Source organism: Streptomyces sp. NPDC020362 (genome assembly GCF_040642095.1).
Classification (GTDB): domain Bacteria; phylum Actinomycetota; class Actinomycetes; order Streptomycetales; family Streptomycetaceae; genus Streptomyces.
This window is the reverse complement of sequence record NZ_JBFAET010000007.1, coordinates 83,264-102,273: the sequence shown is the minus strand read 5'-3', so window position 1 is coordinate 102,273 and position 19,010 is coordinate 83,264. Positions and strand designations below refer to the sequence as shown.

At 70.4% G+C, this 19,010-nt stretch carries 21 protein-coding genes and 1 pseudogene; 9 read left to right on the top strand and 13 right to left on the bottom strand.

The genetic code is table 11. The annotated features are described in order from the left end of the window. Positions 1 to 56 precede the first annotated feature (56 nt). The 3 genes from ispF to AB0H32_RS05475 all read right to left on the bottom strand — a co-directional run bounded on the left by ispF (position 57) and on the right by AB0H32_RS05475 (position 2,155). Positions 57 to 581 carry a 2-C-methyl-D-erythritol 2,4-cyclodiphosphate synthase gene (gene ispF, locus AB0H32_RS05485; protein WP_361114617.1) on the bottom strand — a complete coding sequence of 175 codons (525 nt, stop codon included), beginning with the start codon at positions 579 to 581 and terminating at the stop codon, positions 57 to 59. Next, the gene (gene ispD, locus AB0H32_RS05480; protein ID WP_361114614.1) at positions 571 to 1,323 is read right to left on the bottom strand and encodes a 2-C-methyl-D-erythritol 4-phosphate cytidylyltransferase; all 753 of its coding nucleotides are present in this window, start codon (positions 1,321 to 1,323) and stop codon (positions 571 to 573) included. Before ispD ends, ispF begins: the two co-directional genes overlap by 11 nt. A gap of 349 nt (positions 1,324 to 1,672) precedes the next feature. After that, on the bottom strand, positions 1,673 to 2,155 hold the full coding sequence (locus AB0H32_RS05475) for a CarD family transcriptional regulator (RefSeq protein ID WP_003953493.1): 483 nt from the start codon (positions 2,153 to 2,155) through the stop codon (positions 1,673 to 1,675). A gap of 650 nt (positions 2,156 to 2,805) precedes the next feature. On the opposite strand from AB0H32_RS05475, the gene AB0H32_RS05470 reads away from it, so the two are divergent. After that, entirely contained in the window at positions 2,806 to 3,516 is a 711-nt protein-coding gene (locus tag AB0H32_RS05470; protein WP_361114611.1) for a DUF461 domain-containing protein, read from the top strand. Positions 3,517 to 3,649: 133 nt separating this feature from the next. On the opposite strand, the gene AB0H32_RS05465 is transcribed toward AB0H32_RS05470, so the two are convergent. Both AB0H32_RS05465 and AB0H32_RS05460 read right to left on the bottom strand, forming a co-directional pair. Continuing rightward, positions 3,650 to 4,330: a response regulator transcription factor gene (locus AB0H32_RS05465; RefSeq protein WP_010358452.1), complete on the bottom strand. Its 681-nt coding sequence runs from the start codon at positions 4,328 to 4,330 to the stop codon at positions 3,650 to 3,652. Next, complete coding sequence (locus AB0H32_RS05460) at positions 4,327 to 5,580, bottom strand: ATP-binding protein (RefSeq protein ID WP_361114609.1); 1,254 nt, start codon at positions 5,578 to 5,580, stop codon at positions 4,327 to 4,329. Before AB0H32_RS05460 ends, AB0H32_RS05465 begins: the two co-directional genes overlap by 4 nt. A 232-nt stretch (positions 5,581 to 5,812) precedes the next feature. Here AB0H32_RS05460 and phoU point away from each other — a divergent pair, with 232 nt between their 5' ends. Beyond that, on the top strand, positions 5,813 to 6,502 hold the full coding sequence (gene phoU / locus AB0H32_RS05455; RefSeq protein ID WP_361114606.1) for a phosphate signaling complex protein PhoU: 690 nt from the start codon (positions 5,813 to 5,815) through the stop codon (positions 6,500 to 6,502). Between the two features lie 456 nt (positions 6,503 to 6,958). Here phoU and AB0H32_RS05450 read toward each other — a convergent pair. The 4 genes and pseudogenes from AB0H32_RS05450 to AB0H32_RS05435 form a co-directional block, all read right to left on the bottom strand. Next, positions 6,959 to 7,333: pseudogene (locus AB0H32_RS05450) on the bottom strand (SDR family oxidoreductase); the annotation flags it as partial. A 95-nt stretch (positions 7,334 to 7,428) separates the two neighbouring features. Beyond that, positions 7,429 to 7,914, bottom strand: a complete 486-nt coding sequence (locus tag AB0H32_RS05445) for a hypothetical protein (RefSeq protein WP_361114603.1) — start codon at positions 7,912 to 7,914, stop codon at positions 7,429 to 7,431. Between the two features lie 383 nt (positions 7,915 to 8,297). Then, on the bottom strand, positions 8,298 to 8,618 hold the full coding sequence (locus AB0H32_RS05440; protein ID WP_361114600.1) for a GYD domain-containing protein: 321 nt from the start codon (positions 8,616 to 8,618) through the stop codon (positions 8,298 to 8,300). Positions 8,619 to 8,977: 359 nt separating this feature from the next. Beyond that, positions 8,978 to 9,631, bottom strand: coding sequence for a MerR family transcriptional regulator (locus AB0H32_RS05435; protein WP_361114597.1), 654 nt, complete (start codon positions 9,629 to 9,631; stop codon positions 8,978 to 8,980). 225 nt (positions 9,632 to 9,856) lie between these two features. Here AB0H32_RS05435 and AB0H32_RS05430 point away from each other — a divergent pair, with 225 nt between their 5' ends. Together AB0H32_RS05430 and AB0H32_RS05425 are read left to right on the top strand one after the other, a co-directional pair. After that, on the top strand, positions 9,857 to 10,861 hold the full coding sequence (locus AB0H32_RS05430) for a hypothetical protein (RefSeq protein WP_361114718.1): 1,005 nt from the start codon (positions 9,857 to 9,859) through the stop codon (positions 10,859 to 10,861). Continuing rightward, a complete protein-coding gene (locus AB0H32_RS05425) occupies positions 10,858 to 11,319 on the top strand; it encodes an ABA4-like family protein (protein ID WP_361114594.1) in 462 nt (153 codons plus the stop codon). The genes AB0H32_RS05430 and AB0H32_RS05425 overlap by 4 nt, the downstream gene beginning before the upstream one ends. 83 nt (positions 11,320 to 11,402) lie before the next feature. Here AB0H32_RS05425 and AB0H32_RS05420 read toward each other — a convergent pair whose 3' ends face one another. Beyond that, positions 11,403 to 12,164, bottom strand: a complete 762-nt coding sequence (locus AB0H32_RS05420) for a phosphoglyceromutase (protein WP_361114591.1) — start codon at positions 12,162 to 12,164, stop codon at positions 11,403 to 11,405. Positions 12,165 to 12,328: 164 nt separating this feature from the next. Here AB0H32_RS05420 and AB0H32_RS05415 point away from each other — a divergent pair, with 164 nt between their 5' ends. After that, positions 12,329 to 13,594: an MFS transporter gene (locus AB0H32_RS05415; protein WP_361114588.1), complete on the top strand. Its 1,266-nt coding sequence runs from the start codon at positions 12,329 to 12,331 to the stop codon at positions 13,592 to 13,594. A gap of 177 nt (positions 13,595 to 13,771) precedes the next feature. Here AB0H32_RS05415 and AB0H32_RS05410 read toward each other — a convergent pair whose 3' ends face one another. After that, complete coding sequence (locus tag AB0H32_RS05410; RefSeq protein WP_361114585.1) at positions 13,772 to 14,026, bottom strand: hypothetical protein; 255 nt, start codon at positions 14,024 to 14,026, stop codon at positions 13,772 to 13,774. Between the two features lie 229 nt (positions 14,027 to 14,255). On the opposite strand from AB0H32_RS05410, the gene AB0H32_RS05405 reads away from it, so the two are divergent. Further along, positions 14,256 to 14,435 (top strand): hypothetical protein, encoded by a 180-nt coding sequence (locus AB0H32_RS05405; RefSeq protein WP_361114582.1) that lies wholly within the window; start codon positions 14,256 to 14,258, stop codon positions 14,433 to 14,435. A 32-nt stretch (positions 14,436 to 14,467) separates the two neighbouring features. Next, positions 14,468 to 15,121: a DUF2637 domain-containing protein gene (locus tag AB0H32_RS05400; protein WP_361114578.1), complete on the top strand. Its 654-nt coding sequence runs from the start codon at positions 14,468 to 14,470 to the stop codon at positions 15,119 to 15,121. Positions 15,122 to 15,309: 188 nt separating this feature from the next. Here AB0H32_RS05400 and AB0H32_RS05395 read toward each other — a convergent pair whose 3' ends face one another. Further along, positions 15,310 to 15,759 carry a DUF2000 domain-containing protein gene (locus AB0H32_RS05395; protein WP_361114575.1) on the bottom strand — a complete coding sequence of 150 codons (450 nt, stop codon included), beginning with the start codon at positions 15,757 to 15,759 and terminating at the stop codon, positions 15,310 to 15,312. A 49-nt stretch (positions 15,760 to 15,808) separates the two neighbouring features. Between AB0H32_RS05395 and AB0H32_RS05390 the strand changes: the two genes are divergently transcribed. Beyond that, positions 15,809 to 16,618 (top strand): AraC family transcriptional regulator, encoded by an 810-nt coding sequence (locus AB0H32_RS05390; protein WP_361114572.1) that lies wholly within the window; start codon positions 15,809 to 15,811, stop codon positions 16,616 to 16,618. On the opposite strand, the gene AB0H32_RS05385 is transcribed toward AB0H32_RS05390, so the two are convergent. Then, positions 16,588 to 18,243 (bottom strand): glycosyl hydrolase family 28-related protein, encoded by a 1,656-nt coding sequence (locus tag AB0H32_RS05385; RefSeq protein WP_361114715.1) that lies wholly within the window; start codon positions 18,241 to 18,243, stop codon positions 16,588 to 16,590. The two genes, AB0H32_RS05390 and AB0H32_RS05385, sit on opposite strands and share 31 nt — an antisense overlap. Positions 18,244 to 18,442: 199 nt before the next feature. On the opposite strand from AB0H32_RS05385, the gene AB0H32_RS05380 reads away from it, so the two are divergent. Then, a complete protein-coding gene (locus AB0H32_RS05380) occupies positions 18,443 to 18,991 on the top strand; it encodes a hypothetical protein (protein WP_361114569.1) in 549 nt (182 codons plus the stop codon). The last annotated feature ends 19 nt before the right edge of the window (positions 18,992 to 19,010 follow it).

Here is a 19,010-nt window from a genome sequence, read left to right as displayed (position 1 = left end):
GGTAGTGGGCCGGGCGCAGTGGATTGCACCGGTCCGGCCACATCCCGGCCCGGTCGTCAGGCGGTACGGGCCACCAGGGCGGTGGCGACGGCCATCAGCCCTTCACCCCTGCCGGGGAATCCGAGTCCGTCGGTGGTGGCGCCCGAGACCGCCACCGGGGCGCCGGCCGCCTCGGTGAGGATCTTCTGGGCCTCGTCCCGGCGCTTGCCGATCTTCGGGCGGGGGCCGACGACCTGGACGGCGATGTTGCCGATGGTGAACCCGGCCTCGCGGACGATCCGGGCGGCCTCGGTGAGCAGGGTGACCCCGGAGGCGCCGGACCACTCGGGGCGCCCCGTGCCGAAGTGCTGGCCGAGGTCACCGAGACCGGCGGCGGAGAAGAGGGCGTTGCAGGCCGCGTGGGCGACGACGTCGGCGTCGGAGTGTCCGGCCAGGCCGGGACCCTCGCCCTCCCACTTCAGGCCGGCGCACCACAGCTCGCGGCCCTCCTCGAAGGCGTGGATGTCGGTGCCGATGCCGACCTGGGGCAGCAGGGGGAGGCCACCCGGCGGCAGCCGGGGATCAGATGCTTCAGAAGCCATCGTTGAGCCTCCTGCGGGCCAGGACCGCCTCGGCGAGGACCATGTCGAGGGGGCGGGTGACCTTGAAGGCCTCCTCGTGGCCGGGGACGGTGACGACGCCCAGGCCGAGCTGCTCGACCATGCTCGCGTCGTCGGTGACGTCCTCGGTGACGGCCTCATGGGCGCGGACCAGGGTCGCGCGGTCGAAGCCCTGGGGCGTCTGCACGGCGCGCAGCCGGGCCCGCTCGGGCGTGGCCACGACCGGCTCGGGCTCGCCGGGGGCGGCCGCGGGCTCGACCTCCTTGACGGTGTCGGCGAGCGGCAGCGCGGGGACGACGGCGGGGGCGCCCTCGCGGACGGCCTCGATGACCGCATCGACCGTGTCGACGGGGACGAGCGGGCGGGCCGCGTCGTGGACGAGGACGATGCCGTACTCGGGCGGCAGGGCGTCCAGGCCCAGCCGGACCGACTCCTGGCGACTGTCCCCGCCGGGGACGACCTGGAAGTCGGTGCGCTCGGGCAGCGCGTGCGCGTCGAGCAGGGACTTGACCTCGGCGGCACCGTCCGGCGGGGCCACGACGATCACCAGGGAGACATGGCGGGACGCGGCGAGGGCGCGGACCGCGTGGATCAGCATGGGCGTGCCGTTCAGCGCACGGAGCGCCTTGGGGGCACCCGGGCCTAGGCGTACGCCCCGGCCGGCGGCGGGAATCACGGCGGCGACGGGGATCTGCGCGGGTGAAGGGCGCGAATCGTCAGACATCGGTTCCTGTCAGGTTTGTGTGCTCGACCTACGTGGGTATGGCCTGGAGGAGTGCCGGGCGCGACGCCTTGACCGGACCCTTCCGTGACCCTGGTCGAGCCATCTGCCCGGGCCCGGCACACCAAGTATCGGGGGACTTCCCCCGAGGTGAACGGCAAGCGGTACGGCGGCCCGTCCAGGCGGCCGTACGGTGACCGGACATCCGGCATCCGGAATCCGACCGGGATCCCATCCGGAATCCGAGGACGAACATGCCGCAGCGCCCGGCGACAGGGTCAGTGTCATCGGGCACCGCGGCATTTTCACTGTGCTGAGCGTACTGAGGGCAGCGAATGCCGCCTGCTGCGCGTCAGGAGGCGAGCACCTCGTCGAGCAGGGCCTCGGCCTTGTCCTCGTTCGTGTTCTCCGCGAGGGCGAGCTCGCTCACCAGGATCTGGCGGGCCTTGGCGAGCATGCGCTTCTCACCGGCGGACAGTCCGCGCTCGCGCTCACGACGCCACAGGTCACGCACCACTTCCGCGACCTTGATGACATCGCCGGAGGCAAGCTTCTCCAGGTTTGCCTTGTAGCGCCGAGACCAGTTCGTGGGCTCCTCGGCATACGGTGCACGCAGCACCTCGAAGACCCGGTCCAGCCCGTCCTGACCGACCACATCACGCACGCCCACGAACTCAGCATTGTCCGCTGGCACACGCACCGTGAGGTCACCCTGGGCGACCTTCAGCACCAAGTAGGTCTTGTCCACGCCTTTGATCTGACGAGTTTCGATGGCCTCGATCAGCGCGGCCCCGTGATGGGGATAGACCACGGTGTCGCCAACCTTGAACGTCATGTGACAGGTACCCCTTCCGTGGCTATCCAGGGTAACACGGATACGGCGTCTTCTGAATGGCGTTTTCGCAGGTCAGGGCATATCTCGGGGCTTGACAACAGCGACAGGAACGTGCTGCGAGGGGCCTGCGGAACGAGGAATTCGCAGGTCGGAGGGGCTCTCCGGACGAGGTGAAACGCGTACGTTACAGGCCCGCCGAGCCGTCTCCAAGTGGATGAACGTCCCGATTTGTCCACTTCCAAGCGTGCGACTTCCGCTACTCCGTTCGGTGACCCGAGTCGACTCCGAGACGAATCCGGAATTGATCACAGGCGGCCGGATGGGTGGTCGGTGATCAATATCCAGGGTGGCCCGTGCATTCCTTCACGGAAAATTTGCGGGGGGCGTTGCGGGGATGCGGACTGCGGTCTTGCGGGTGCGTTATGCGAATGGAGGACGAGTGCCTCGTCAAAGTGACTCATGAGTCACTTGTGGCGGCCGGGGCAGGGGTGATGCACGGGCGCTGTACGCCCAGCCGGAGGGAAGCCGGGCGCTTGGGGGAGGGTCGGGTGAGGGCGCGCCGGAACGGCTCGGTAACCTAAGGCCGCTGACAGACACTTAGGGTGGCTTTATAAAGGAGCCGCCCCTGCGTTCAAGGAGTTGCCGCCGCCGTGAGCAGCAGCCTTCGACGCGGCGCCCTCGCCGCATCCGCCATCGTCTTCTCGATCGCCTCGCTCGCCGCCTGCGGCGCCGGCAACAACTCCCAGACGCTGGAGATCCAGCCGGACAACGCGGCGACCAGCGTCGGCAACATCAAGGTCCAGAACGCCACGATCATCACGCAGCCCGATCTGAAGGCGTCCGGCCCGGCCGTGGTCTCCGCGACCATCTTCAACCAGGGCAAGACGGACCAGACCCTGCAGTCGATCACCGTCGCCGGGGGCACCGGGACCGTCAAGCTCTCCCCCGCCAAGGGCCAGAGCCTGACCGTCCCGGCCCACGGCTCGCTGATTCTCGGCGGCAAGGGCAACGCCTCCGCGGTGATCGCCAGCGGCCGTGAGGCGGTCCGGGACGGCAACGCCCAGAAGGTCACCTTCACCCTCAGCGAGACCGGTCCGGTGAACCTGCGCGCCTTCGTGGTCCCGGCCACCAGCTACTTCACCGGCTGGGGCCCGAGCGAGATCCCGTCCGCCTCGGCCACCACCTCCGCCTCCGCCTCCGCTTCCGCGGCCCCGGGCGCGACCGCGTCCAGCAACGGCAAGCCGGGCAAGGGCGGCAAGGGCAGCAAGTCCACCCCCTCGGCGTCCGCGACCGCCGGCGGCACGGTGACCACCGGCGCCACCCCGAGCGACTCCGCGTCGCAGTCGGCAGCGGGTCACTGAGCAGTCCTGCACACGAAGGGCGGCGCCCCGGCCGGGGCGCCGCCCATCGTCGTGAACCGTGCGGTCGGGCCTACGGCGCACGCCGACCCGTGCGGTCCGCTTTACAGCACGAAGCCGACCGGTGCGGTCCGGTTTACGGCTCGAACTTGTAGCCCAGACCGCGGACCGTCACCAGGTAACGCGGCGCTCCCGGGTCCGGCTCGATCTTGGCGCGCAGGCGCTTGACGTGCACGTCGAGGGTCTTGGTGTCGCCCACGTAGTCGGCGCCCCAGACGCGGTCGATCAGCTGCATACGGGTCAGGACACGGCCCGCGTTGCGCAGCAGCATCTCCAGGAGGTCGAACTCCTTGAGGGGAAGGTCGACCTTCGAGCCGGAGACCGTCACGACGTGGCGGTCGACGTCCATGCGGACCGGGCCCGCCTCCAGCGCGGCCGGGGTCACCTCCTCCGGCTCGCCGCGGCGGCGCAGGACGGCCCGGATACGGGCGACCAGCTCGCGGGACGAGAAGGGCTTGGTGACGTAGTCGTCGGCTCCTATTTCCAGGCCCACGACCTTGTCGATCTCGCTGTCCTTGGCCGTCACCATGATCACGGGGACGTTGGAGCGGCCGCGCAGCTGGCGGCACACCTCCGTGCCGGGCAGCCCCGGCAGCATCAGGTCGAGGAGGACGAGGTCGGCGCCGTTGCGCTCGAACTCGTCGAGTCCGTCGGGGCCGGTCGCCGCCACGGCGACCTCGAAGCCCTCCTTGCGGAGCATGTACGACAGGGCGTCGGAGAAGGACTCCTCGTCCTCGACGACGAGCACTCGGGTCACGGAAGGACCTCCGGGGCGGGAAGCGGTTCGTACGGGGATGACTCGGTGGGGCCGCCGGCCTCGTCGTCGAGGTCGGGGTGCTGCTGAGCGCGGTCACGGGCCACGCCCGCCTCCGGCAGCCTGAGGGTGAAGGTGGAGCCCTGGTTCTCGGCGCTCCAGACCGTGACCTCCCCGCCGTGCGAGGCGACCACGTGCTTGACGATCGCGAGACCCAGACCGGTGCCTCCGGTCGCCCGGGAGCGGGCGGGGTCGACGCGGTAGAAGCGCTCGAAGATGCGCTCCTTGTCCTTGTCGGAGATGCCGATGCCCTGGTCCGTGACGGCGAGTTCGATCATGTCGCCGCCGGACGCGCTGACCCGGCGGGCGGCTATGCCGACGCGGGTGCGGGCCGGGGAGTAGTTCACGGCGTTCTCGACGAGGTTGCCGAGGGCTGCGGCCAGCTGGCCGCGGTTGCCCCAGACATGCAGGTCGGCGGTACCGCCGGCGGCCATGGTGATCTGCTTCGTACCGGCCTGGTGACGGCAGCGGTCGATGGCCTCGGCGACCAGCTCGTCCACCCGGACGGGCTCGGCGTCCTCCAGCGGGTCGTCGTTCTGCACCCGCGAGAGGTCGATCAGTTCCTGGACCAGGTTGGTCAGCCGCGTCGCCTCGATCTGCATGCGGCCCGCGAAGCGCTGGACGGCCTCGGGGTCGTCGGAGGCGTCCATGACGGCCTCCGAGAGCAGGGAGAGCGCGCCGACCGGCGTCTTCAGCTCATGGCTCACATTGGCCACGAAGTCACGCCGTACGGCCTCGATCCGGCGGGCCTCGGTGAGGTCCTCGACCAGCAGCAGGACCAGGCGGGAGCCGAGCGGGGCGACGCGCGCGGAGACGGCGAGGGCCTCGCCCCGTCCGGAGCCGCGCCGCGGCAGGTCCAGCTCGACCTGGCGTATCTCCCCGTCCCGTCTGGTGTCCCGGGCCATCTGGAGCATGGGTTCGATGGCGAGCTTGCCGCCGCGGACCAGCCCGAGGGCGTAGGCGGCGGAGCTTGCCTTGACGACGGCGTCGGCCTCGTCGAGGACGACGGCCGAGGAGCGGAGCACCGAGAGCACGGTGTCCACTCCGGGCGGGAGTACGGGATCGGTGTGCAAAGAAGTCCTGGTCGGTCGCTTCTGGTCGCGTTCGCTCCAGCGGAACGCCAGCATGGCGATGACGCCGGTGAGCACCCCGGCGATCGCTGCCGCTGCGGCGACCGCCGCGTTCACGTCCATGCATCCAGGTTAGGCATGGGGTACGACATGACCACAGCCGTCCAGGTGCGACCTCGGACACTCGTCGCCCAGAGTTCACCTAGGAGCCAGTGTTGGTTCATTTGGGGTGGCAGAAACGGTCGCGTGCAGCGCAGAACGTGGTTACGTGGGGTTCGCACCGCTGTTTTCGCCACGGGGCACGTGGTGTCACGGCCCCCGGAACCCCGAAGCACACGTAGGAGAGGGAACCCTGATGCGGGACGCGTACCACGAGGAACTTGACTCGATCGGCGACGGTCTGGTGGAGATGGCCCGGCTGGTCGGGTCGGCGATCGGGCGCGCCACGACCGCCATCCTCGACGCCGACCTGAAGCTGGCCGAGAGCGTGATCGAGGCGGACCAGAAGGTCGACGAGCTCCAGCACGACCTGGAGGCTCGGGCCATAGCCCTGCTCGCCCGCCAGCAGCCGGTGGCGACGGACCTCCGTATCGTCGTCACGTCGCTGCGCATGTCCGCCGACCTGGAGCGCTCCGGCGACCTCGCCCAGCATGTGGCGAAGCTCGCACGGCTGCGCTTCCCCTCGCGTGCGGTCCCCCAGGACCTGCACGCCACCATCCTGGAGATGGGGCAGCTCGCGCAGCGCCTGATGGCGAAGGCGGCCGAGGTGATCGTGACGAAGGACGTCGACCTCGCCCTCCAGCTGGAGCAGGACGACGACGCGATGGACCTGCTGCACCGCACCCTCTTCCAGCACCTCATCGACGAGCGCTGGAAGCACGGCATCGAGACGGCCGTCGACGTGACCCTGCTGGGCCGCTACTACGAGCGGTACGCCGACCACGCGGTGGCGGTCGCCAAGCGCGTCGTCTTCCTGGTCACGGGCGAGCACGCGGACGAGCTGCAGCAGGACATCCAGCCGGTGACCGGGACCGAGGGGGCGTAACCCCTCCGGGCATCCGGCCGTCGGCTCCCCCGGGCGCCCGGCCGTCGGCTCGCCGGGCGTCCGGGTCCTGCCGGGCGTCCGGGTCCTGCCGTGTCTCCGGCCCCTCCGGGGGCTCGGGAAGTGCCGGCAGGGCGCGCGGGCGCATCGATGCGCCGTTGATGCGCCCAGCAGAACGGGCATGCAATGGGCGAGGGCACCAGCCCCCGTGTCGAGGAGGGACCCATGGCCGAATCCCCCAGCACCACGCCCGACCCCACCCAGGAACGCGAGACCGACCAGAGTGCCGAGATCAGGAGCCTGCCACTGGTAGGCGCGTGCGGCTGCGGTTCGGGCTGCGGGTGCGGATGCCAGTCGGGCGGCCCCTGCCAGTGCGGCTGACCGTACGACTGCCGGGGCCGGTGTGAGCGCGACACGGTTCACACCGGCCCTCGTCGTACCTCCGCGGATCGTCGGCCAGGCGGCGACGACGGCCACCGTGGTGCGGCCGCCGTCCACGTCGAGCACGACGCCGTGGACGAAGGCGGCCTCCTCGCTCGCGAGGTGGACCGCGGCGTGCGCGACGGACTGCGGCTCGATCATGGCGCCGGCCGGGGTGCCGTTCATCATCACCTCTCCGGGCTGCACCGGACCCGGCACACACTCCTGGATCACGCCGGGCGAGATCGCGTTCACGCGCACACCGTGCGGACCCGTCCCTGCGGCCCAGGCACGGGTGAGGGTCTCCATCGCGCTCTTGGTCGAGCTGTAGAGCGCGCCCACGGGGATACCGAGGCGCGCGATCCACGACCCCGGATTGATGATCGCGCCGCCGTCGGCCTCGACCATGACCGGAGTGGACGGCGGCCGGTCCATCGGGCGCCGGAGCGCGGGCGACCGCTCCCAGCGCCGCCGGAGGCGACCCCTCAGCCCTGCTGGAGGCGTCCCCCTCAGCCCTGGTCGTGGCCGTAGGCCGTCCTGGTCACCGTGGTCATGAGGGGCCGGAGCTTCTCGGTCAGGGACTGGTAGTCCTCGGCACGGCCGTCCGACCACTGGGCCAGGCCGACCACCAGCAATCTGCCGTTTCCGGCAAAGGACTGCACCAGGCCGCTGTCCGCCGGCAGCGACCGCAGACCGGATCCGGCGGGCGGCGTCAGCACACCCACCTCGTAGTCCGTGGGGTGCGAGCCCAGGACGGTGACGAGATGGACGACGTCCACCGGGTCCTGCATCCCGAACACGACGATCGTGTACTGGTTGTTCGCCGCGTCCTTGTACAGCGCCCCGACAACGCCCCGGCAGCCCTTGCTCCGGTCGATCAGAGCGGTCAGGTTCGGGCCGACCGCGCCCGAGCCCGTGCAGTTGGGGCCGCCGGACTGCCTGACCTTGGTGAAACCGCCGATGCGCGCGGGGAACGCCTGCTCAGCCGTGACCATGCGCCCCGAGGAGGACCCGGCTGCCGCGGAAGCGGTGGTCGCCTTCGGCCGGACCGAGGGCGCGGCCGACGCATGCGCCGCCGGGTGCGCCGACGCCTGCTCTGTCGGATGCCCTGACGCCTGCGCCGTCGCATGGTTCCTAGCGCTCAGCCAGAAACCCGCCCCGGCCAACGCGGCCACGGCACCGAGCCCGGCTATGACCGTCATGGTCTTCCGACGTCGCGGCGGCCGCTGCGGCGCAGCAGTGGCGGCGGCGACGCGCTCAGCCGCGCTCGGCTCGTGAACCCCCGCGCTCTTCTCGAACTCCCTGACGAACTCGTCCCACGGTTCGTCACCCATCCCCTGGTGCGCATCAGTAACGCGCGCACCCTAACGGGTCCGGTTTACATGCCGGGGGCGCGGAAGGCGATCTGCCGGCGGGCCGCCTCGTCGATCTCGTCGAGGGTGAGGAGCGGGGTGGCCCTGGTGTTGAGGGCGCCACTGGCCTTCACCGTGAGGCTGACGGCGGCCATGGAGACGGGATCGGGGAAGTCGATGATCAGCACGATGTCGTCCTCGCCGAAGGCGAAGTACATGGCCTCGACCGTCCCGCCCAGGTCGGTGACGATCCGGTCGACGGCGGCCCGGCGGCCGCTCGCGCCCTCCTTGAGCAACCCCCTCGTGCCCTCGGGCGTGTAGGAGGCCTGGATGAGGAACTTCGGCATGGGGGTGCTCCCTGCCCGTCACTTGTCGGGTACGCAGGACGGCCCGACTCGTCGGCTACGCAGGAAGGCCTTCCCGCTGCCACGACGGCCACCATCCACCGCACGGCCGGATTCACTCGTTGGCACCGGGTTCACTCGCCGGAAGCCGAACGGGCCTGTGCGGCATGGGCACCGTCCCGTCCCTGAGCCACGCATGCGCCTGCGGGTCCGGCGACTCCACCGGCCGGGTCCGGCCACTCCTTTGGCCGGGACCAGTACGGGCCAGGGCCGGCGGTCTTCCGGCCAGGTCCGGCGGCTCTTCCGGCCAGGTCCAGTGGTTCTACCGGCCGGGGCCAGTGGCTCTTCCAGCCTGTCCCGGCTCAGGTCGTCCTGCGCTTCTGCGGCCCCTCCGTGCCGTACAGCCGCGCCGAGGCGTCCACATGGGCCAGTCGCCGCAGCGCGTTGAACACCGCCTCACCCAGCACGGTCCCGACCACCACCCCTTCCACCATGTCCTCGACGGCCACCTGCCGGTCCACGTACGCGAGGTCGGCGCGGGCGACCTGCTCGGCGGCGTCGGCGTAGTCGTCGAGCACCTCGACGAACGCCCCGTGACCCAACCGGGCCATGGCGGCAAGGGCCTTGGACAGATCGGCGGCGGCAGGGCTCGACTCGTGTGTGCGCCAGCCACGCCGGGAGACGAGGTCCGCGACGGCGCCCCGGGCAGCCGCCGACTCGGCGTCGTCGTGCTCACCGTCCGTGCTGCTGATGCGGTCCGCCGCGGCACCGAGCACCTTGTGCAGCGGACGCTCCGGGTCGTCGAGCGCCGCCAGTACGTCCGCGATTTCGGCCACCTTCATGCCGCCCACGTCGAGCAGGGCACGGATCAGCCGGAGCCGACGCTCGTGCGCCTCGCCGTAGCTCGCCTGGTTCCGGCTGGTCAGCTCGCCCGACGGCAGCAGCCCCTCACGGACGTAGTACTTGATCGTCGGTACCGGCACTCCGGCCTTCCGGCTCAACTCCCCGATGCGCACTGCTGGTTCACTCCCCGATCTTCGCCCTGCCCGCCGCGCCGACCCTTGCCAGCCCGCCCCCCATCATAGATAGTGGCGCTATCGGATAGCGGATAGTGCCGCTATCCGCTCTTGGGGGTGGTGGCCTTGTTCTCCTTACGTAGGTCCTCGTGGCCCGCGACGCCGTGGTCGTCCTCGGCGTCATGGCGGTCGTGGCATCGACCGCTGGTGCTGTTCTCGGCGGCCATGGCGGTGACGGCGGTTCTGTCCGCGGTGGGACTCGTGGTCGACGACCGCGTTCTGGCGGGCGCGCCCATCTGGGCCAAGCCGTTCAAGTTCTCGGTCTCATTCGCGGCGTACTGCCTGTCCCTGGCCTGGATGCTGTCGTTCCTCCCCGGCAGCCGACGTGTCGGCCGGTGGGCGGGCACCGTCGTCGCGCTCACGAGTCTCGTCGAGATGGTGATCATCATCGGGCAGGCCGCACGCGGACGGCGCAGCCACTTCAACTACGCGACACCGTTCGACGAGGCGCTGTACAACACCATGGCCGTCACGGTCGCCGTCCTGTGGACGGCCACGCTCGTCGTCGCCGTTCTGCTGCTGCGCGCCCGCATCGCCGACCGTGCATCCGCCTGGGCGATGCGCTCCGGCATCGTCCTGGCCCTGGCCGGCGCCGCCGTCGGCTTCCGGATGGCCCAGCCCGCACCGGGCCAGCGGCGCGGCGTCTCCCAGGTGGTCGGCGCACACAGCGTGGGCGTGCCGGACGGCGGTCCCTCGATGCCCCTGACCGGCTGGTCCACGACCGGCGGCGATCTGCGGATCCCGCACTTCGTCGGCCTGCACGCACTGCAGCTGCTGCCGGCGCTCGTCATGGTGCTGACCGTCCTCGCACCGCGCTTTCCCCGCCTCGCCGACGACCGGGTTCGGTTGCGCCTGGTGCTGCTCGGCTCGGGGGCCTACGCAGCCGCCTTCGGCCTGGTCCTCCGGCAGGCGTTGCAAGGGCGGCCGCTGATCCACCCGGACACGGCGATGCTGGGGGCGGCCGGCCTGGTCCTGCTGGCGGTCGTTCTCGGGACGTACGGATCCCTGCGGGCAGCCCGGACGCCCTCCGCCCGCAAAGCAACCGACACCGAAGGCACCTCCACCTCGACGGAAAGCACCTCAGCCTCGACGGACAGCACCCCCACCTCGAGGGGAAGCACCTCAGCCTCGGCAGAAAGCACCCCCACCTCGAAGGAACTCACGCCATGACGGGATTCCTCTTCGCGCTCTCCTTCTGGCTGGCCGCACCGGTCTGGTTGCTCATGATCTTCGCGCCGGGCTGGGGCCCGACCGCCCGTATCGCCAGATCACCGTGGACCGTAGTGCCCATTCTCCTCGTCTATCTCGGGCTCGTGGTTCCGGTGTTCCCCGAGCTGTGGACCGCGGTCAGCAGCCCGGACCTCGACACCTTCCGCGACCTGACGGCCCTGGCGAACGGGGCTGGAGCCGTCTGGGCACAGGTCATCGCATGGGATCTTCTGATCGGGCAGTGGATGTACCTGGAGGGCAGACGGCTGGGGCTCCCAGCCCTGCTGATGGGTCCGCTGCTGATCCTCACGGTCCTGCTGTCGCCGTTCGGGCTGCTGACCTTCCTGGTGCTGCGCGCCGCACGAGACCGACGCACGAGCCGCAACACCCTGCCCCGGGCGACGGCCGACGCGGCCTGACGATGCCCAGAGACGGCCCCAGGAACAGCACCAAGCCCCCTGCCGATGGAAAACCCGCAGGCAGGGGGCTTGATCGATAGAACTTACTTCTTCTTGCCCTGGTTCTTGACCGCCTCGATCGCCGCCGCGGCCGCCTCGGGGTCGAGGTACTTGCCGCCCGGGGTGACCGGCTTGAAGTCGGCGTCGAGCTCGTAGTACAGCGGGATGCCCGTCGGGATGTTCAGGCTCGCGATGTCCGCGTCCGAGATGCCGTCCAGGTGTTTGACCAGGGCGCGCAGGCTGTTGCCGTGGGCCGCGACCAGGACCGTGCGGCCGGCCAGGAGGTCGGGGACGATGCCGTCGTACCAGTACGGGAGCATGCGGACGACGACGTCCTTGAGGCACTCCGTCTTCGGGCGCAGCTCCGGCGGGATGGAGGCGTAGCGCGCGTCGTCGGCCTGGGAGAACTCGGAGTCGTCCGCGAGCGCGGGCGGCGGGGTGTCGTACGAGCGGCGCCAGAGCATGAACTGCTCCTCGCCGAACTCGGCCAGCGTCGCCGCCTTGTCCTTGCCCTGCAGGGCGCCGTAGTGGCGCTCGTTCAGGCGCCAGGAGCGGTGGACCGGGATCCAGTGGCGGTCCGCGGACTCCAGCGCCAGCTGGGCCGTGCGGATCGCACGCTTCTGGAGGGAGGTGTGGACCACATCGGGGAGCAGGCCGGCGTCCTTGAGCAGCTCACCGCCGCGGACCGCCTCCTTCTCGCCCTTCTCGTTCAGGTTGACGTCCACCCAGCCGGTGAACAGGTTCTTCGCGTTCCACTCGCTCTCGCCGTGGCGGAGGAGGATCAGCTTGTACGGTGCGTCGGCCATGCCCCAGAGCGTAATCCACGCTTTCGACCCCCCAGAGCCCGCGCCCAGCAGCCGGACAGTTGACGGCATCTGTTAATTGAGTGGCCACGATCAACTTCGCGCATGTAAGTTGCGGATACTGCTTGAGCCACTTACTTCACTGTGTACCCACGGGGGGTCCTGCCATGTCCGTCGCCCGTCTCAGACGAGCCGCCCGGGAGAGCGTCTCCGGGCTCCCCCGTGAGTTCTGGTGGCTGTGGACCAGCACCCTCGTCAACCGGCTGGGCGGCTTCGTCGCCACCTTCATGGCGCTCTATCTCACCCTCGACCGCGGCTACTCGGCCTCGTACGCCGGTCTCGTCGCCTCCCTGCACGGGCTCGGCGGGGTCGTCTCCGCGCTGGGCGGCGGGGTGATGGCCGACCGGCTCGGCAGGCGGCCCACCCTGCTGATCGCGCAGACCTCCACCGCCGCCTCGGTCGCGCTGCTCGGCTTCATGCACGACCCGGTCGCCATCGCCGCCGTCGCGTTCGTCGTCGGCATGGCCTCCAACGCCTCCCGGCCCGCCGTGCAGGCGATGATGGCCGACATCATCCGGCCCGAGGACCGGGTGCGGGCGTTCTCGCTCAACTACTGGGCCATCAACCTCGGCTTCGCCGTCTCCTCCATGGCCGCCGGGTTCATCGCCGAGTTCAGCTATCTCGCCGGATTCCTGATCGAGGCCGGGATGACCCTGGCGTGCGCGATCGTCGTCTTCGCCAAGCTGCCCGAGTCGCGGCCCACGGCCACCGCCAAGGAGGCGGACGCGGACATCGGCCTCGGGACCGTGCTGCGCGACGGGCGGTACATGGCCGTCGTCGGGCTGTCCTTCCTCGTCGCCCTCGTCTTCCAGCAGGGCTCGGTCGGACTGCCGGTGGCCATGGGGCGGGCCGGGTTCTCGCCCGCCGACTACGGCCTGGCCATCGCCGTCAACGGCGTGCTGATCGTCGCCCTGCAGATCCCGGTCACGCGGTTCATCGAGCACCGCGACCCGCGCACCCTGCTGGTCGCCTCGTCCCTGCTCGCGGGCTACGGCTTCGGGCTGACCGCCTTCGCCGGGTCGGTCGGCGTCTTCATGCTCACCGTGTGCGTGTGGACGCTCGCCGAGATCGTGAACGCGCCGACGCAGACGGGGCTCGTCGTCCGGCTGTCGCCCGTGCACGGCCGTGGGCGCTACCAGGGCATGTACACGCTGTCGTGGTCCCTCGCGTCCCTGATCGCGCCGCTCATGTCCGGCATGGTCATCGACCGGTTCGGGGCCGCGTGGCTCTGGGCGATGTGCGCGCTGGTGGGCACGGTCGCGGGCGTCGGATACGGCGTTCTCATGCGCGGCCTGCCGACGGAAGGGCCGGTCCCGGCTCAGCAGCCGTCCACTTCGGCGCCGCAGTCCGTGCCGCTGGAGGAGACGGCCTGACGGCGCGGCCTCCGGCCACTCGCCGTCAGGGAGGCCGGGCACATCGCACAGGCCGCGGGTGCGGTCGAGCCCCCCGGCCGCCCCGTGCGTGTTCCGCGGCCGACGCCCGGGAAAATCCCCTGCCCCGCACCGAGAGCATCACGGTGCGGGGCAGGGAAAGCAGGCCCGGCCTGGTCATTAACGGACGAAGTTCCGATCAAAGACAGACCCGCCCTGGCCGAGACCAGACGCGCCCGGCCCGAATTCAGACCCACCCTGCCCGACAACACCGGACGCGGGCTGGCCGAAATCGGACGTGGGCTGGGAGACGCTCCCGAAATCGGCTCCGGCGCTGCCCATGTCGTCGTTGTCGTCGGCGAGGACCTGGCCCGCGCCTCCCAGCAGGACGGTCCCGGCGAAAGCGACGGCGGCCAGCACGGTGCGTGCACGCATGAACTTCTCCTTCGATTATCGGTGTGTACTCGGCAGAGGTATGCCGCCGACCCCCGCACGAGAAGCGTTGACGTGCACACAAGCACCCGAACAGGCGGCACACATGGCGCCACCCGCACCGGGCCCCACCCAAGGAGGGCCCCTTTTCCGTTAAATTCGGTATGCATTCGGTATGCACGGGATATTCCCCCGAATGCCCCACACCCCCGCCTCCACTCGCCTTCGTTAGGTGACCGTGACGCGATTGGACTGGCACGCAACAGAGGATCATCCGACGACCGCACTTCACTGGGACGGCGATGCGGGGCTCAAGTCATCCACCGACCTGCTCCATGATTTCCTGAATAAGATCAATAGAATGGAAACTGAATATCGCCGGGCCATGGCCGATCTGTATGGAGCCTCCTGACGGAGCGCACGGAGGATCCAGAGGGATTATCGATGGACAGGATTTACGACGACACCGGCCTCTACGACCAGATCTGGACCGTCCCCGAACCGGACATCGCGCCGAACGACTGGGACCCGGTCGAAGAGCTGGCCCAGATACTGTCCACGACGGCCCCCGTCACCCCCACGGCCACCCCGCCGACCACGCCGTCCCGCCGCAGGAGCAACCGCCGGCGGCTCCGCCAGGAGTCCCATCTCCTCGACGGCGGCCGGCGCACGACGTACGTCACGGTCCTGATCGCGATGGTCTCGCTGTGCGCGGTGTGCATGCTGGGCTGGTCCGTCTCCTATTCCTACGGCCAACTGCGCGGGATCGCCTCGACCGTGCTGCCCGTGAGACTGGCGCAGTGCTGGCCGCTGACGGTGTACGGGCCCTGGTTCGTGGCGGCTCTCTCCGTCCTGCGGGCCACCGTTCAGCGCCGCAGTGCGCGGCGTTCCTGGTGCGTCGTGGTGGCCGCCTCGGCCATGGCCGTGGCGTTGTGCATCAGCAATTGGTCGCACGCCCAGCTTGCGCCGGTCATCTTCGGAATTCCGCCGGTCACCGCCCTGGTGTGCTTCGGGGAACTCGTCGGCCAGATCTCGGCCAAGACCCGGCCGCGGCACGCGCACGCCACACATGCCGATCGTCCTGTTTCCAAGCACTGACAGCCCCGGCGGGCCTCAACAGCCCTCAACAGCCGCGAGGGCCGAAAGCCGTGAGCTGCAGGCCGTGAGCTGTAGGCCGTAGGCCGTGAAAGCGGTGAATGCTGTCGGAGCCGTGAAACCCATGAAGGGGTCCGCGGCAATCGTCCTCACGGATGCATCCGTGCCTCTCCCGGATGCATCCGCGCCGCTCACGGGTGCATCCGCGCCCCCTTCAGCACCTTGTCCACCCCGTTCCGGGGGCCGTACACCGCCAGTCCGACCGGATCCAGGTCCGCCGTCGCCACCGCCCGCACCGCCGCGCGGTTGTCGCGGTCGTTGCCCGTCGTGAAGAGGTCGGCCGTGAACACCGCGCGCGGCAGGGCCCGCGCGAGAGCCCGCCCGTGCGCCGCTACCAGGGTTTCCTTCGTGCCCTCGAAGACCAGCACCGGCTGGCGGAACATCGGGAGGTAGGAGACCCCGTCCGCGTCCTCGTAGGGATCGCCGATCACCTCGGGGACCTGGCTGCCCAGGCCGCTGACCAGGAACGCCGTCACGTTCAGGCGCTGCCAGGGCTCCAGGTCCTCGCGCAGCAGTACGGCGATCTTGGTCTCGAAGCGGATCGGCTCGGCGGGCGCATCGGGTCGCTGTTCGGTGTTCATGGGGTGAGACTGCCGGGCGTCGTCCGGCGTGGTCTTGTACGTTTTTTGCGTGGCCGCCGCAGCTCAGCCGGAAGTCTCCGCCTGGCGCCCGCGCATCCCGGGTGTCGTGGAGGTCTTCCACGCCCACTTCACCGAGTACGCCTACCCGATGCACGTCCACGACGCCTGGACGCTGCTGATCGTCGACGACGGGGCCGTGCGGTACGACCTGGACCGGCATGAGCACGGGACCCCGCACGACACCGTGTCGCTGCTGCCGCCGCACGTTCCGCACAACGGCTCCCCCGCCACCCCGCAGGGCTTTCGCAAGCGGGTGCTGTATCTCGACGGCAGTCACCTCGGGGACGAGCTGATCGGTCCGGCCGTCGACGGTCCCGACCTCAGGGATCCCGTGCTGCGGCTGCGGGTCGGGCAGGTGCACGCCGCGCTCGGGCGGCCCGGTGACGAGCTGGAGGCGGAGAGCCGGCTGGTCCTCGTCGGGGAGCGGCTGCGGGATCATCTGCGGCGCCGCGAGAGCCGCACCGGCCGCCCCGACCCCGCCCTCGCGCGTTCCCTGCGCGAGCTGCTCGACGAGCACGTCACCGAGGGGCTCGTCCTCGCCGACGCCGCGCGGCTGCTGCACGCCCATCCTGCCCATCTGGTGCGGGCGTTCAGTGCCGCCTACGGCATCGCGCCGCACCAGTACCTGACATCCCGCAGGGTCGGCCGGGCCCGCCGGCTGCTGCTGGACGGGCTGGCGCCGGGTGAGGTGGCGGCGGCGACCGGGTTCTGCGACCAGGCCCATCTCACCCGGCACTTCAAGAAGCTGGTGGGGGTGCCTCCGGGGCGCTACCGGGTCAGTGCGCGCTGGGCGTCGTAGAGGTTGCGCGGACGTACGGCGTCCGTGGTGCCGTACAGCTCCAGGCGGGAGTGCAGATCGCCGGTGAAGTCGGGGACGTCGGTCTGGTCGAACTCGTGGACCTCGTTCAGGCCCACCGTCGCCGACCAGGGCGCCAGGGCGTCGATCTTCATCAGGCCCGCGCGGCCGTTGGTGACCCTGATGTTCCAGTGGGTGAAGCGGGCGCCGAACAGGGGACCCGCGTTGGCGTCCCCGCCGTGGCGGCCGTCGTTGTTCACCGTGATGTCGGTGCGCACGTCGGCGAAGGGCAGGCCGCGGTGCGAGTCGAAGGTGCCCATCTGCATCTCGCCGCGCGACCAGACGTTGTGGGAGGACAGTCCCTCGACGTTGATGCCGTGCAGCTGGGTGCCGGCCGGCGCGGGGACCGTGCGCTGCTCGATCGTGAAGTCCTCGATCAGGTTGTCGTGGGAGCCCTCGCGGCAGAAGTACGGGTGGTGCGAGCCGCGGCCGGCGACGCGGGTGCGGCGCAGGGTGCAGGCGGAGGCCGCGACCAGGCCGAAGCCGTTGTCGACGTTGCGGACCGTCACGTCGTCCACCCGGCAGTCGTAGGCGCACTGCAGGACCACGCCGTTGTAGCCCTTGTCGAGGAGGTGCGGTGACATCGGGGTCTGCATCACCTCCAGCGTGAGGCCTTCGACGGCCGACCCGGTCAACTCCGTTACGTGGGTGGTGAACTGGGGGTTCCACTCGGGGCGCAGGTCCAGCGGGAGCGGGCGTTCGAGGGTGATGCGGCGGCCGTGCACGCGGGTGATGCGGACCGGCCATTCGTAGGGGACGTAGGACAGCAGTTTGGTCTTGTCGTCCCAGTGGTACGACGCCGGGCCGGGGCCGTCGCCCGCCATGTGCTGGAGGAGGGTGTGGGCCTGGTCGTCGGCGAGGCGCAGGAGGACGAGCCGGCCGGGGTGGAGACCGGAGGCATCGGCGACGGTGACGGTCCAGTCACCCTGGTGGGCCGGCTCGACGGGGGTGAGGGCCGTCCACTCGTCGCGCTTGTTGCCGGTCCAGCCCTCGAAGGGCCAGGCCCGCGCCTTGACGGCGGCGGTCAGGGAGTCCCAGCGGGCGTGCGGGGCGAGCCAGATGAGGCCGCCGGCCCACGACCAGGCGGACTTGTCGCCGCCGTAGCGGGAGCCGTAGACGCCGATCAGTTCGGTGAGGTTCTTCGTGGCGTACAGGGTCGTGCGGCCGCTGCCGGCGCCGCGCAGGACGACGTTCGAGTCGCCGATGCGGATCAGGCCGTCGATGCGGAAGGTGCCGGGCGGGATGGTGACCGTGCCACCGCCGGCCCTTCCGGCGGCGGCGATGGCACGGTTGATCGCGGGGGCGCAGTCGGTGGTGCCGTCGGGCACGGCGCCGTAGTCGGTGACGTCGGCGACGGTCCGGGGGCGGGGGAAGCGGCGGGCTCCGGCACGGTGGCCCGCCCGGCCGACGTACGGGATCTGCGGATGGGTGAAGGGGGTCCGGGTGAACTCCCGCCAGAGGGAGGGGACTTCACCCGACGCCGCTGCCGCCGTGCCGGTGGCCGCGCCCAGAGCCACGGCGGTGGCGCCGGCGAGGAGTGTCCGTCTGCTGACGTGCCCGTGGTTCATGTCCAGCCGCCCCTTCGCGTTCATTTATATGAACTGCATTCAGGATTCTGTTGGCGGTGAGCATGCCAGTACTGTCCGGGGGTGGGGAAGGGGTCATACGGAGTCAGCCAGTCGGATTCATGTTCACAGGCGTGACCATCCTCCGGGAAAACGGTGAAAGCCGTCCGCCTGGTGATCACCGGGGATTGGCGTCATGTCCATGGATGACTCACAGAAGGCACAGGAACCACAGACTCCTCGCGATCCATCCACAAAGACCCGCTTCCTGCCGGTCGGACGTCTCTCGACCGCCGTCGCGGGAGCCGTCGCCCTGGTCGCCCTCAGCGTCGGCGTGGCCCTCGCGGCGACCTCGGGCGACGACTCCGGTCCCCGGCACGGCGTCACGAACACCGTCCCGCCGGACGCGGACTCCGCAGGCACCTCCGGCGGGGGCACCGACGGCGGGAGCAGCAGCGGCGACGACGGTGGTGGCACCGTCAGCGGGAGCGGGGGCACCGACGGCGGAGGCGGCTCCGTGGGCACCACCGGCGGCGCCGACCCGAGCCCGACGTCCACCTCGCCCGACGACCCCGGCCCCTCGGGCGAGCCCTCCCCGCCGGTCGACCTGAACGAGCTCGACCGGCGCATCACGGAACTCGACAAGAAGGTCGACCGGCTGCCGACCAAGAAGGAACTGGCCGACGCCCTGCGGGCCTTCGCCGACCAACTGGACAAGAGCGAAGCCAGCGGACAGCCGGACCCTTCCTGACCTGAGGCTTCCGGCCGCC